Below are 14,146 nucleotides of genomic sequence, written 5' to 3'. Positions count from 1 at the left end.
CTAATCCCCTTCCGCGTAGGTCTCCCGAAGCTCGATCTTGCGCACCTTGCCCGAGACCGTCATGGGGAAGGAGTCGAGGAGCTGCAGCCTGCTCGGGATCTTGTAGTGGGCGAGCCGCCCCGCACAGAAGACCCGCACCTCCTCCAGCGTCAACGGATCGGCAGGATCGCGCGGGATGACACAGGCGAGGACCTCTTCGCCGTACCGCTCGTGGGGAACCCCGACCACCTGGACGTCGGCGATCTTCGGATGTGTGTACAGGAACTCCTCGATCTCGCGCGGGTAGACGTTCTCGCCGCCGCGGATGATCATGTCCTTGATGCGGCCGACGATCTCGACGTAGCCGTCCTCGCGCATCATCGCCAGGTCCCCCGTGTGCATCCAGCGGCCCGGGTCGACGGCTTCCGCGGTCTTCTCGGGCTCGTTCCAGTAGCCGAGCATCACGCTGTAGCCACGGGTGCACAGTTCGCCGGCCGAGCCACGCGGCAGGGTGACGCCGGCCGGGTCGACGACCTTGACCTCGATATGCGGCAGGACCCTGCCGACGGTCCCGGTGCGGTGCTCCAGGTCGTCGTCCATCCGGGTCTGCAGCGACACCGGTGAGGTCTCCGTCATGCCGTAGCAGATGGAGACCTCCTCCATGTGCATCTCGGCGACCACCCGCTTCATCACCTCGACCGGGCACGGCGAGCCCGCCATGATGCCGGTGCGGAGGGAGGAGAGGTCGTACGTCGCGAAATCGGCGAGGTTCAGCTCCGCGATGAACATGGTCGGCACGCCGTAGAGCGAGGTGCAGCGCTCCTGCTGGACGGCCTGCAACGTGGCCCTGGGGTCGAAGGACGGCGCCGGGATGACCATACAGGCGCCGTGCGAGGTCGCCGCGAGGTTGCCCATCACCATGCCGAAGCAGTGGTAGAAGGGCACGGGGATGCAGACCCGGTCCTGCTCGGTGTAGGCGATCAACTCGCCCACGAAGTACCCGTTGTTGAGGATGTTGTGGTGGGAGAGAGTGGCTCCCTTCGGAAAGCCCGTCGTCCCCGAGGTGTACTGGATGTTGATGGGGTCGTCGCAGGACAGCTCGCCCCTGCGGGCGCGGAACTCCTCCTGCAGGTCGGGCGTCCCGCGGCTGAGCAGCGCGTCCCAGCTCGGGTCGCCTATGTAGACCGCCTCGCGCAGCTGCGGGCACCTGCTGCGCACTTCCTCGACCATCACCCGGTAGTCGCTCGTCCTGTGGCTGAGGGAGGCGAACAGCAGCGAGATGCCCGACTGGTTGAGAACGTACTCGACCTCGTGTGTGCGATAGGCCGGATTGATGTTGACCATGATCGCGCCGATGCGGGCGGTGGCGTACTGGACCAGCACCCACTCCGCACAGTTGACGGCCCAGATGCCCACCCGGTCACCCTTGGCGATCCCGCTCCCCAGCAGCGCGTACGCCAGCCGGTCCACGTCCTGCGCGAACCGGGCGTAGGTCCAGCGTCGCCCGGACGGGATGTCGACGAGCGCCTCACGCTCCGGCCAGGCGGCCACGGCCCGGTCCAGATTGTCCCCGATCGTGTCCCCCAGCAGGGCGGTGCCGCTCGTCCCGTGCGTGTACGACAGTTCCGTCACCGGAAGTCCTCCTCGCGGTACTCGTGCTCGGAACCCGCCGCCGTGGCCTCACGCAGTTCGATCCGGCGGATCTTGCCGGAGACGGTCTTGGGCAGCTCGCCGAACTCCAGGCGGCGGATGCGCTTGTAGGGGGCGAGCACCTCGCGGGAGTGCTCGAAGAGGACCTTCGCGGTGTCCGGACCGGGCTCCCAGCCGGCGGCGAGCACGATGTACGCCTTCGGCACCGCGAGACGCACCTCGTCCGGCGCGGGCACCACGGCCGCCTCGGCCACCGCCTCGTGTTCGAGCAGTGCGCTCTCCAGCTCGAAGGGGGAGATCTTGTAGTCGGATGCCTTGAACACGTCGTCGGCACGCCCGACATAGGTGATGTATCCGTCTTCGTCGCGCGAGCCGATGTCCCCGGTCCGGTAGTAGCCGCCGGACATCGCCTCCGCTGTGCGCTCGGCGTCGCCGTGGTAGCCGGTCATCAGACCGACGGGCCGTTCGGACAGGTCCAGGGCGATCTCGCCCTCCGGCACGCCGGGCGCCCCGCTCACGGGATCGAGCAGTTCGACGCGGAAGCCCGGGCTGGGACGGCCCATGGAGCCCGTCTTCAGCGGCTGACCCGGGCTGTTGGAGACCTGTACGGCCGTCTCCGTCTGTCCGAAGCCGTCCCGGACGGTCACGCCCCAGGACTGCCGTACCTGCTCGATCACCTCGGGGTTGAGCGGCTCGCCGGCGGCGACCGCCTCACGCGGCGCGGTGCGCAGCTGCCCGAGGTCGGCCTGGATGAGCATGCGCCACACGGTTGGCGGGGCGCAGAAGGTGGTCACGCCCACGCGGTCCATCTCGGCCATCAGCCGGACCGCGTCGAAGCGGGTGTAGTTGTACAGGAAGACGGTCGCCTCCGCGTTCCACGGGGCGAAGAGATTCGACCAGGCGTGCTTGGCCCAGCCCGGAGAGGAGATGTTGAGGTGCACATCCCCGGGCTTGAGGCCGATCCAGTACATGGTCGCCAGGTGGCCGATCGGATACGAGACATGGGTGTGCTCGACCAGCTTGGGCCGGGCGGTCGTGCCCGAGGTGAAGTACAGCATCAGCGGGTCGTCGGCGCGGGTCGGCCCGTCCGGCCGGAAGTCCGCGCCGGAGGCGTACGCGTCCTCGTACGCCAGCCAGCCCTCGGGCGCACCGCCGGCGGCGATCCTGGTGTAGTCGCCGGGCACCTCGTCGAACTTGGCGGTGTCCTCGGCGCGTACGACGACATGCCGGACCCGGCCGCGCTCCACACGGTCGCGCAGGTCGGCGGGGCCGAGCAGGGGAGTGGCCGGGATGACGACGGCGCGCAGCTTCATCGCGGCCAGCGCCGTCTCCCACAGCTCGCCCTGGTTGCCGAGCATGACGAGGATGCGGTCCTCGGCGCGCACGCCCCACTCGCGCAGCCGGTTGGCGACCCGGTTCGAGCGCTCGGACATCTCCGCGAAGGACAGCCGGGTGGCGGTGCCGTCCTCCTCCACGATGTGCAGCGCCGTGCGGTCGTTGCCGTCCGCGATGACGTCGAACCAGTCGAGCGCCCAGTTGAAGTACGCAGGGCGCGGCCAGCAAAAGCCCCCGTATGCCGCCTCGTAGTCCTCCCGGTGCGCCAGCAGAAAGTCCCGTGCGGCCCGGAAGGCCGCGGTCGCGTCGGTGTTCGCCGTCATGTGTCCTCCTCCTTGCCGGACAGCCACCGAACATCGTGTAATCCGTGATACAGGTCTCACTACCCCCGAACGGGGGTACGCCACGATGAAAGGGCGAGCACGTGGCAGCAGACGCAGCCGAAGCGGTGGAGGTGCGTGGCGCACTGGTGCGTCTGCGGCGTGCCACGGGGCTGCCGGTCGCCTTCGGCGGCCTGGTGGAGTCCGGGCGGCCGCAGATCCGCATCAGCGAACTCAGCGGCAATGCGACGAGAGCGCTCAGCGCACTGGCCGTCGTCTCCGGCAACGGTCTGGGCGGCAAGGTGGTGGCGCTTGCCCGGCCGTGCGCGGTGACCGACTACTCGGCCTCCCGGCAGATCAGCCACGAGTACGACGCGGCGGTGGCGACGGAAGGCCTGAAGTCCGTGCTGGCCGTGCCTGTCGTCGTACGGCGCCGGGTGCGCGGTGTGCTGTACGGCGCCCTGCGAACGGCGCAGCCCCTCGGCGACCGAACGCTGAGCGCCGCCGTGGAGGCCGCGCGGGACGTGGAGCAGGCACTGGTCGCACGGGACGAGGCTCGTGCCCTGCTGACGGCCGTACGGGAGCCTGCGGGACCGTCTGGAGCGGCCTGGGAGCAGGTCCGCGAGGCCCACGGCACGCTGCGGGCGCTGGCCCAGCGGGTCGAGGACCCGGCGTTGCGGGCCGAACTCCTCGAGGTCTGCGGGCGCCTCGCGGGTGCGGTCTCCCCCTCCTCCCCCGCTCGGCCCGCGGGTATCTCCCCTCGGGAGGTGGACGTCCTGTCCTGTGTGGCGGTGGGCTCCACCAACGCGGTGGCCGCGGAGCGGCTGGGACTGCGTCCGGAGACGGTGAAGGCCTATCTGCGGTCGGCGATGCGGAAGTTGGGCGCGCGCACCCGGTGGGAGGCGGTGGTCGCGGCGCGGCGCGCGGGGATACTGCCGTAGACCCCCGGGCCCGCGTCCCTCCCCCGCTCACGGGAGGTTCTTGGAGGATTACCACCCATCCGCCCTATTTGCACTCCTCTGGACGGTCGGTGCTCCATTCGTTCGGCGCCCCGACGAATTCCCCCGTGCCATCCATCTGTTATTTCCTCACCACGATCATCTGTCCCGAATTCAATGGCCGGTTGCCTAATATTGGCCTGGCCAGGACACGACACACCCGAGGGGAGCGGTGACCGTGCGACGGGACTTCAAGGAGCCTGCCAGACCCCGCCCCGACCTGATCATCGGACGGGAGGAGCTGTTCGCCGGCGCACGCGAGCAGCTCGCCGCCGGGGGAAGTGTGCTGGTGCACGGCCCGGCCGGAATTGGAAAGTCGACGGTTCTGCGCTCGCTGGCCACGGAATACGGCGAAGTGGTGCGCACCGTGTTGCGATGCTCGGCGACCGAGTCCGAATCGCACCTGCCCTTCCTGGCCCTGGCCGATCTGCTCGGTCTCGTGGTGGACGAGGTCGCCTGCCAGTTGCCCGCCCCGCAGCGCACCGCGCTGGAGTCCGCGCTCACCGGCCGCGGCGAGTCCACCTTGCAACGGGACGGACTCGCGCTGCGGCTCGCGGTGTTGTCCACCCTCCGGGCCCTCGCCTCCCGCGGCCCTGTGCTGATCGTCGCCGACGACCTCCAGTGGCTGGACCCGGCAAGCGCCGAACTGCTCGGCTTCGCGGCGCGACGCCTCGGCGGCACGCCCGTGCAAATGCTGTGCGCGGTCCGCACCCACACCCAGCCGCAGGGCCAGGAGTACGACCGCTGTCTGAGCGCGTCCCCGCCGGACACGCTCGCCGTCAGGATCAACCCGCTCTCCCGCGCCCATGTCGCCGAACTCCTCGACCACCGCGGCTACACCGGCCTGCCCCGCTCCACCGTCCGGGACATCCACCGCACCAGCGGCGGCAATCCGCTGTTCGCGCTGGAACTCGGCCGTGCCCTCGTCGAGAGCACGACACCGCCGAGCCCCGGTGAGCCGCTGCCCGTGCCGACCTCGCTGCGGGCCCTGGTGCTCAACCGGCTCGAGGCCCTGTCCGCGGAGGCGCGCCGCACACTGCTCGTGGCGAGCGCGGGGGCACGTCCCACACTGGCCCTGCTGCACGCGGCGGGCCGGACGAACGCGGAGGCGGACACCGCGCAGGCCGCCGCCCTCGGGCTGCTGGTGACCGAACAGGACGCGCCGGGCGTACGGTTCGCGCATCCGCTGATATCGGCCGCGCTGTACGCGCAGGCCGACGCCCAGGAGCGACGGGCGGCGCACGCCGCCCTGTCCACCGCGGCCTCCGATCCGATCGAGCGGGCCCGTCATCTCGCGCTGGCGACGACGGGTACGGACCCCGAAGTGGCCGCACGTCTGGGCGAGGCCGCGGCCGTAGCCCGGGACCGGGGCGCGCCGTCGGTGGCGGCGGAACTCGGGCTGCTCGCGGCCCGGCACACTCCGAGCGATGCCGTACCGGGCCCGGACGAGCGGCGGTTGCAGGCGGCCGCGGACGCGCTGACCGCCGGGGAGACCGACTTCGCCCGGGACATCGCCGACGAGGTGCTGGCCCACGCGACCGAGCCGGCGGACCGGGTGCGGGCGTGGATGGTCGTCATCGACGCCGCCGGGCACGCCATGGCCGAGGTCGACGCGGTCTTCCCGCAGGCGCTGGCCGATGCGGGGGACGACCCGCGGCTGCTGACCCTCGTGCACTACCAGCTCGCCTGGCGGGCGCTGCTCGTGGAGGGTGACTTCGAGCGGGCGCGGGAGGAGGGCGCGCGCGCCGCGGACCTGGCGGCCCGGGCGGGCGACCGGCGCAACGAACTGCTGGCACTGGCCTTCCAGGCTCAGGCCGAGACCCTGATGGGACATCCGGACGCGCCCCTGACCATCAAGCGGGCGCTGAAGGAGCCGCAGGACCCACGGGTGGCGTGCGACCACAACGGCGCGGGCTCCGTACGGTTCCGCTGGCTGATCATGAGTGACCAGCTGGCCGAGGCCCGCAAGACGGTCAGCTCGCTGCTACGCGAGGCGCGACGGCGCGGAATGGTCGAGGCCGAGGTGCACTTCCTGCGCGGTCTCGCCGAGACCGAACTGCGGGCGGGGCACTGCGGACGAGCGCTTGACCTCGCGCGCGAGAGCCTCCGGCTGGCGCGGGACACCGGGATCGGCGAGGCTGCGAGCGCGATGCTCACCTCGCTCGCCGAGGCCGCGGGCGGTGAGGTGGACCGGGCCCTGTCGCTGGCGCGCGAGGCGGTGGCGCGCGCCGAGGAGGACGGCGACGTGATCTATCTGTCGCGGGCGCTGGCCGCGCTGGGGCACGCCCAGCTGGTGGCCGGCGACGCGCCGGGGACGGTCCACTCCCTGCGCAGGGTCCGGGAGCTGGAGGAAGGGCTCGGGGTCACCGACCCCGCCCGGGGGCGCTGGCACGGCGACCTCGCCGAGGCACTGGTGCGCATCGGGGAGCCGGCCGAGGCACAGGGCGTCATCGACGCCACCCGTGCCCGGGCGCAGCACCTCGGACGAGAGAGCGTGCTCGCGGTACTGGACCGGGCGGAGGCGCTGACGCGTGCGGCCCGTGGCGAGGCGAACGCAGCGGCCCGGCAGTTGACACTGTGTCAGGACAGACTGGCCGAACTGGGGTACAGGCTGGAGGAGGCGCGGGCGGCCTACGCGCTCGCCGGTCTGCCCGGCCGGCCGACGGGACCGGCGGCCTACGACGAGGCGGCCCGGCTCTTCCGTCGCTGCCGTGCGATGCCGTGGCTGCGCCAGGTGGAGACGGCGACGGTGACGAGCCCGGCCCAGCCGCCGCTGGCCGCGGCCGCTCTCGACTCCCTGGCCGCGACGGAGCGGCAGGTGGCCGCGCTGGTCATGGAGGGCGCGACGAACCGGGAGATCGCGGCCCGCCTGTTCATCAGCGTGAAGACGGTGGAGGCGACGCTCACGCGTGTCTACCGCAAGCTGGGGATCCGGTCACGGGTGGACATCGTGCGACTGGCGGCGGGGCGACCGTCCGGCTGAACTCCACCTCCCGGCAGACGGTTTGACGGGTTTACGCGCACAGACCGAGGGTTTTCCCTGCCCAACTCCCCCAGGGGGTTCCCTCATTGGGCCGAACTCCACCGGCTTCTAGCGTAAGGAACGTGCCGTTCGCCCGGGCACCACACCCGCGCGACCCCCACCGGCAACGCCATGAGGAGACCCATGTTCGGGAACAACCGCGGCACAAAGACCGCCGTTGCCGCCACCGCGACCTCCGCATACCACGGGAGCGACATGGTGTGCGCCGGCTACTCCTCGGGCGGCGTGGACACCTGCCGGGGCGACAGCAGCGGTCCCCTGCTCATCGGGGGCGTCCTGGCAGGCATCACCTCCCGGGGCAACGGCTGCGCCGAGGCCGGCCCCCCGGGCGTCTGCACCCGGCTGACCGCCTTCTCGAGCCCGGTGAGCGCACAGGTCGGCTCGTAGCCGCCCCGAAGACTCCTGAGGACGATCACTCAGGTAGATACCAGGGGGCGTTGCGGGCCTCCACGAGCGGCCCGCAACGCTCCCTCTCCAACCGGGCCTGGCCCCACCGGAGCAGTCACCGCAGGGCGACCGGAAGAGCCCCTCACCGCCGTACGACGCTCCCGAACCGGATGTCGTACGGCGTTCCCGGATGCATCACGGCGAGCATCCGCTCCCCTTCCCGCGTCACGTCCTCCCGCTGAGCCCTGGTCAGCCTGCCGAAGGGCTCGATGACGAGCGCGTCCTTCTCCAGCTTCCACACGCCGGCCAGGAGACCGTCGACGAGGAGCGTGCGGTGGGCCTGGTTGCCCGACCAGCTGCGGCCCTTGAGGTCCGGGGGCACGATGCGGGTGCGGTCGGCGTGGGAGAGAAGCAGGTTGTCGAACTCGGGCAGGAATCGGGGCGGGGCCGGGGTGTCCGGATCGGGCCTGGGCGCATCGGGGAGGTCGAAGAGCTCCACGCCGATCGGGTCCCGGAAGGTGGAGAGCCGGGGGCGGAGTCGTTCGAAGGCGTCGCGCAGGCCCGTGAGACCGGCCCAGGTCTGCATGTCCTTCACCGAGGCGGGCCCGAACGCGGCGAGATAGCGCAGTACGACGGAGTCCGGGGTGGGGGCCGGCTCGGCGGGGCGTCCGAGCCAGTGCTCGGCGGTGGTGAGCGCGACCTGGCCGCTACGGCCCCACAGCCCGCGCGGGGTGACCTGGACCAGCGGCAGCCGGCAGCGGGCCGCGAGCGCGAGGGCCTGGGGGTCGGCGTGCGGCCACTGGGCCGGCAGGGCCTCGCGCAGCTGCTTCATGGTGCGCGGCTCGGCCTCCACGAGGTCCCGGGCGAGGACGGAGAGCCGGTCGAGGTCGACTCCTGCGAGACCCTTGCGGAAGAGACCGAGCTCACGGTCGCGGGCCGGCTGGACCAGCGGACGCAGGCTGAGGCAGTCGTCGGCGGTGTGGGCGTGGATGGTGGAGCGCATGGTGACGATGCGGACGACCTCGCGGTCGGCGACGAGCCGCGAGAGGTGCTCGGGGGCGAAGCCTTCCAGTCGGGCAGCGAGCGCGTAGTACGGGGGCTTGACGTTCTGCGCCTGGAGTCCGAGGAGATGCCCGACGGCGGCCTTCGCGGGCAGCGGCGAGCGGCGCAGCAGGAACTGACGGTCGAGAGTGGCGCGGTTGAGGGTGCGGAGACCGAGAACGGGCGCCGAAGCCGTCCGGGGCGCCTTGCGTGTCGCGGAGCTCGTCTTCGTCATGCCCTGCACGCTATCGACGCTTGCGGACAGCTACTGTCCGCGATGCTCACCGGATCCCGGCCACGCTCCCGGCCCTCACGCCTCGCGCGATCACGATCCACAGGCGGGGTGGGGCCCGGTCCAGCCGGTGGCAGTCACCACCTCTTGCGCGATGTCCACCACAAGCCGGCCGTCCGTCACCACGCGCAGCGCCTCCGCGGGAGCCCGCTCGTCCAGGAGACGTGCCTTAGGGACGCTGCCCTGCAGTTCCTTCTCCAGCTCCGAGCCGAGTTCCCGGCCCACGAGTCGCTCCCGGGTGGTGGCATCGGAGGCGGTGAGCACTACCCGTACGATCCGCACCCCGGCCCCCATGGCCCGCTCGAACATGCCCGTCGCTTCGGGCAGCACGCACAGGGTGTTCGTGTAGATCAGGCGGCGGTAGCCGCGTTGAGCGAAGTTTCCCCACACGGCCGTCAAGTTGCTCTCGGTGACCCCCGAGCGGTCGGGGTCCCCCTTCGGCGCCGGGTGTACCTGCCCCATGAAGTCACCGTCGATGACCGCATGAGAAACGGCCGCGGCACGCAGCAGCGCGGAGACCTCCCACCCCACCGTCGTCTTGCCGACCCCGGCCCGTCCACCGATGAGCAGTACTTCTGAACGATCCATGGGCGACAGCGTGCCAGTCGGCAACCCCCCGCAGCGTCGTGGGGCTCCGGCCGCTCGCCGATCGTCCGACACGGCCCGGGGTCTGGTCCCATACGGAGATGGGCCGTATCCCCCGTATATCCTGCTCCGTGATCACACAGACGTACGTTCGACACGGGAGGCACCCGCGATGTCCGAGCGCCCTGCCCGTCCGGCCCCGAGGAACGGCAGGAAGTCCGTCTGGCGCCGAGCCCTGACCCAGACGGCGGCCCCACCCGCGAGTCCCCCGGCTCCCGCCTCCGCCCCGGCGTCCGCGGAAGCGGCGGACACGGGCAGCATCGTGCAGGCGGCCCTGTACCGGGGCGGCGTCCGCGTCTCGTCACCTGCCACCCTGGCCGAGACCTTCCGAGGGCTGCCCGACGAGCCGGACGGCATGGCGTGGATCGGTCTCGCCCGTCCCACCGAGGCCGAACTGTTCTCTCTGGCCGAGGAGTTCGACCTGCACCCGCTCGCGGTGGAGGACGCGATGGAGGCGCACCAGCGGCCGAAGCTGGAGCGCTACGGCGACACGCTGTTCGTCGTGCTGCGCGCCGCCCGCTATCTGGACGCACCGGAAGAGGTCGACTTCGGTGAGCTGCACGTGTTCGTCGGCCCGGACTTCGTCGTCACCGTCCGCCACGGCGCCGCACCGGATCTGTCGGCCGTCCGCAAACGCATGGAGGAGTCACCGGAGCTGCTGAGGCTGGGCCCGGAGGCCGTGCTGTACGCGATCCTGGACGCGGTGGTCGACGGATACGCCCCCGTGGTGGAAGGCGTGCAGATCGACATCGACGAGATCGAGACCGAGGTCTTCCGCGGCGACCCGGAGGTCTCCCGGCGTATCTACGAACTCTCCCGCGAGATGGTGGAGTTCCAGCGCGCCACTCGCCCCCTGGTGGGCATGCTGCGCGGCCTGATGGCGGGCTTCGCGAAGTACGGCACGGACGAGGAACTGCAGCGCTATCTGCGGGACGTGGCCGACCATGTCACGCACACCAGCGAGCGCGTCGACGGCTTCCGCCAGGCCCTGGCCGACATCCTGACGGTGAACGCCACGCTCGTCACACAACAGCAGAACGCGGAGATGCGGGCACTGGCGGAGGCGGGCTTCGAGCAGAACGAGGAGATCAAGAAGATCTCCAGCTGGGCGGCGATCCTGTTCGCGCCGACACTGGTCGGCACGATCTACGGCATGAACTTCCAGCACATGCCGGAACTGCACTGGGGGTTCGGATACCCCGTCGCGATCGGCCTGATGGGGATCGTCTGCGTGAGCCTGTACTTCATCTTCAAGCACCGCGACTGGCTGTAGCGACAAGCAAGCAGGCTCGATCGACTTCGTACCTCGGCGGACATGCCCATGGCCCTGTAGGTGGCGCGGATGCGCGGCGCCATCTACAGGGCGTGGGCGATCTGTTGCCCACGTGCGGCGGCGCCACAGATGTGGGCGTGGGCTTTCCAGTGCGGTCGTCAGCCGGAGCCGGCACGGCCGCCCGGGCCGCGACGACCACGGACCTGACCCCGTTCTGGACCACGCACCGTATCGAGGGCCACCGGTGACGCACAAGGAGACCGTCGGCGGGCCAGGACACTCCGGAACGCGACCGCGGACGCACGCATGGCCACCGAAAGTCGGACGCAGGACAAGGCGGGACAAAGGCCGCTCGCGACTCTGGCAAACTTGGGTTATTCGTTTTCTTGAATCCCTCGTGTTTGGAGCGGTAGGTTCGGCGCCGTGACCGCATCCCAGACCCCGACCACCGCCGAGGAGCTCCGCGGTGCCGGCCTGCGGGTGACGGCCGCCCGCGTCGCACTGCTCGAGACCGTCCGCGAGGGTGACCACCTCGGCGTCGAGGCGATCGCCTCCGCGGTTCGCGATCGCGTGGGGCACATCTCCCTGCAAGCCGTGTACGAGGCCCTCCACGCACTCACCGGGGTGGGACTCATACGCCGCATCGAACCGGCCGGCGGCCCGGCCCGGTTCGAGGGACGCGTCGGGGACAACCACCACCACATCGTGTGCCGGTCGTGCGGTGCTGTCGCCGACGTCGCCTGTGCGGTCGGTGAGGCGCCCTGCCTGACCGCGTCCGACGACCACGGCTTCTCGGTCGACGTGGCCGAGGTCATCTACTGGGGCCTGTGCCCCGACTGTTCCACCGCCCGCAGTTCCTGAGCACCGTGAACCACCGAGTCCGGAAGGATTCCCATGTCCGAGAACCATGAGGCAAGCGTCACCGATCCCAAGACCGAGGGCGCAGGTGGCTGCCCGGTGGCGCACGGGCGCGCCCCGCACCCGACGCAGGGTGGCGGAAACCGCCAGTGGTGGCCGGAGCGGCTCAACCTGAAGATCCTTGCCAAGAACCCCGCCGTGGCCAACCCGCTCGGCGAGGACTTCGACTACGCCGAGGCGTTCAAGAGCCTCGACCTCGCGGCCGTGAAACGGGACATCGCCGAGGTGCTGACCACCTCGCAGGACTGGTGGCCCGCCGACTTCGGCCACTACGGCCCGTTCATGATCCGGATGGCCTGGCACAGCGCTGGCACCTACCGGATCAGCGACGGCCGCGGCGGTGCCGGCGCCGGCCAGCAGCGCTTCGCGCCGCTCAACAGCTGGCCGGACAACGGAAACCTCGACAAGGCCCGCCGTCTGCTGTGGCCGGTCAAGAAGAAGTACGGCAAGAGCCTGTCCTGGGCCGACCTCATGATCCTCACCGGCAACGTGGCACTGGAGTCGATGGGCTTCAAGACCTTCGGCTTCGGCGGCGGCCGTGCGGACGTCTGGGAGTCGGAGGAGGACGTCTACTGGGGCCCCGAGACCACCTGGCTCGGCGACGAGCGCTACACCGGCGACCGGGAGCTGGAGAACCCCCTCGGCGCGGTCCAGATGGGCCTCATCTACGTCAACCCGGAGGGCCCCAACGGCAACCCGGACCCGATCGCCGCGGCGCGCGACATCCGTGAGACGTTCCGCCGGATGGCGATGGACGACGAGGAGACGGTCGCCCTGATCGCCGGCGGCCACTCCTTCGGCAAGACCCACGGCGCCGGCCCCGCGGACCACGTCGGCCCCGCCCCCGAGGCCGCCTCGATGGAGGAGCAGGGCCTGGGCTGGAAGAACACCTTCGGCGCCGGCAAGGGCGCGGACGCCATCACGTCCGGCCTCGAGGTGACCTGGACCACCACGCCGACCCGGTGGAGCAACAACTTCTTCGAGAACCTCTTCGGCTACGAGTGGGAGCTGACCGAGTCCCCCGCCGGCGCCAAGCAGTGGAAGCCGAAGGACGGCGCGGGCGAGGGCACGGTGCCCGCCGCCCACGACCCCTCGAAGAAGATCGCCCCGGCGATGCTCACCACCGACCTGTCGCTGCGTTTCGACCCGATCTACGAGCAGATCTCCCGCCGCTTCTACGAGAACCCGGAGGAGTTCGCCGACGCGTTCGCCCGGGCCTGGTACAAGCTGACCCACCGCGACATGGGCCCGAAGTCGCTGTACCTCGGCCCGGAGGTTCCGCAGGAGACCCTGCTGTGGCAGGACCCGCTGCCGGAGGCCCAGGGCGAGGCCGTCGACGCCGAGGACATCGCGGCCCTCAAGGCCAAGCTCCTCGACTCGGGCCTGACCGTCTCGCAGCTCGTCGCCACCGCGTGGGCGTCGGCCTCGACGTTCCGCGGCAGCGACAAGCGCGGCGGCGCCAACGGCGCGCGCATCCGCCTGGAGCCGCAGCGCGGCTGGGAGGTCAACGACCCCGACCAGCTCGCGTCGGTCCTGCGCGTCCTCGAGGGCATCCGGCAGGAGTCCGACTCCGGCGCCAAGAAGGTGTCCCTGGCCGACCTCATCGTGCTCGGCGGCTCCGCGGCCGTGGAGAAGGCCGCCAAGGACGCCGGGTACGACATCGAGGTGCCCTTCACCCCGGGCCGCGTCGACGCGACCGAGGAGCACACCGATACGGAGTCCTTCGTGGCGCTCGAGCCGGCCGCCGACGGGTTCCGCAACTACCTCGGCAAGGGCAACCGCCTGCCGGCCGAGTACCTGCTGCTCGACCGGGCCAACCTGCTGACCCTGAGCGCCCCCGAGATGACGGTCCTCGTCGGCGGTCTGCGCGTCCTCGGCGCGAACCACCAGCAGTCCGCGCTCGGCGTGTTCACCGAGACCCCCGGCGTCCTGACCAACGACTTCTTCGTCAACCTGCTCGACCTGGGCACGACGTGGAAGGGGACGTCCGAGGACCAGACCACGTTCGAGGGCCGCGACGCGGCCACGGGCGAGGTCAAGTGGACCGGCACCCGGGCCGACCTGGTCTTCGGGTCGAACTCCGAGCTGCGTGCGCTCGCAGAGGTCTACGCGAGCGATGACGCACGGGAGAAGTTCGTGAAGGACTTCATCGCCGCCTGGACCAAGGTGATGGACCTGGACCGGTTCGACCTCGTCTGATCCGGCGTCCGGCCCGGCCGGCGCACGCCGGCCGGGCCGGTCTCTGCCTTCAGCGGCCTCTGGGGT

9 protein-coding genes and 1 pseudogene are annotated in these 14,146 nt (G+C 70.9%); 6 read left to right on the top strand and 4 right to left on the bottom strand.

The window, feature by feature from the left end; translation table 11 throughout:
• Together VXC91_RS01885 and VXC91_RS01880 are read right to left on the bottom strand one after the other, a co-directional pair.
• On the bottom strand, positions 1-1,611 hold the full coding sequence (locus tag VXC91_RS01885; protein ID WP_329504577.1) for an AMP-binding protein: 1,611 nt from the start codon (positions 1,609-1,611) through the stop codon (positions 1-3).
• On the bottom strand, positions 1,608-3,287 hold the full coding sequence (locus VXC91_RS01880; protein ID WP_329504576.1) for an AMP-binding protein: 1,680 nt from the start codon (positions 3,285-3,287) through the stop codon (positions 1,608-1,610). Before VXC91_RS01880 ends, VXC91_RS01885 begins: the two co-directional genes overlap by 4 nt.
• A 101-nt stretch (positions 3,288-3,388) precedes the next feature.
• Here VXC91_RS01880 and VXC91_RS01875 point away from each other — a divergent pair, with 101 nt between their 5' ends.
• The 3 genes and pseudogenes from VXC91_RS01875 to VXC91_RS01865 all read left to right on the top strand — a co-directional run.
• A complete protein-coding gene (locus tag VXC91_RS01875; RefSeq protein WP_329504574.1) occupies positions 3,389-4,225 on the top strand; it encodes a helix-turn-helix transcriptional regulator in 837 nt (278 codons plus the stop codon).
• 229 nt (positions 4,226-4,454) lie between these two features.
• Entirely contained in the window at positions 4,455-7,265 is a 2,811-nt protein-coding gene (locus tag VXC91_RS01870) for a helix-turn-helix transcriptional regulator (protein ID WP_329504572.1), read from the top strand.
• Positions 7,266-7,508: 243 nt separating this feature from the next.
• Positions 7,509-7,712 (top strand): annotated as a pseudogene (locus VXC91_RS01865) (trypsin-like serine protease); the annotation flags it as partial.
• A 142-nt stretch (positions 7,713-7,854) separates the two neighbouring features.
• On the opposite strand, the gene VXC91_RS01860 reads toward VXC91_RS01865, so the two are convergent.
• A complete protein-coding gene (locus tag VXC91_RS01860) occupies positions 7,855-8,988 on the bottom strand; it encodes a winged helix DNA-binding domain-containing protein (RefSeq protein WP_329504570.1) in 1,134 nt (377 codons plus the stop codon).
• Between the two features lie 90 nt (positions 8,989-9,078).
• Entirely contained in the window at positions 9,079-9,633 is a 555-nt protein-coding gene (locus VXC91_RS01855) for an AAA family ATPase (RefSeq protein ID WP_329504569.1), read from the bottom strand.
• A 169-nt stretch (positions 9,634-9,802) separates the two neighbouring features.
• On the opposite strand from VXC91_RS01855, the gene VXC91_RS01850 reads away from it, so the two are divergent.
• The 3 genes from VXC91_RS01850 to katG all read left to right on the top strand — a co-directional run bounded on the left by VXC91_RS01850 (position 9,803) and on the right by katG (position 14,080).
• Positions 9,803-10,963 carry a magnesium and cobalt transport protein CorA gene (locus VXC91_RS01850; protein WP_329504568.1) on the top strand — a complete coding sequence of 387 codons (1,161 nt, stop codon included), beginning with the start codon at positions 9,803-9,805 and terminating at the stop codon, positions 10,961-10,963.
• A gap of 423 nt (positions 10,964-11,386) precedes the next feature.
• Entirely contained in the window at positions 11,387-11,824 is a 438-nt protein-coding gene (locus VXC91_RS01845; RefSeq protein WP_329504566.1) for a Fur family transcriptional regulator, read from the top strand.
• A 33-nt stretch (positions 11,825-11,857) separates the two neighbouring features.
• Complete coding sequence (gene katG / locus VXC91_RS01840; RefSeq protein WP_329504564.1) at positions 11,858-14,080, top strand: catalase/peroxidase HPI; 2,223 nt, start codon at positions 11,858-11,860, stop codon at positions 14,078-14,080.
• Positions 14,081-14,146: the final 66 nt, after the last annotated feature.

The organism is Streptomyces chiangmaiensis, assembly GCF_036281785.1.
In the GTDB taxonomy this organism is placed as follows: Bacteria; Actinomycetota; Actinomycetes; order Streptomycetales; family Streptomycetaceae; genus Streptomyces; species Streptomyces chiangmaiensis.
The sequence above is the reverse complement of the archived record's forward strand: the minus strand, read 5'-3'. Positions and strand labels throughout refer to the sequence as shown.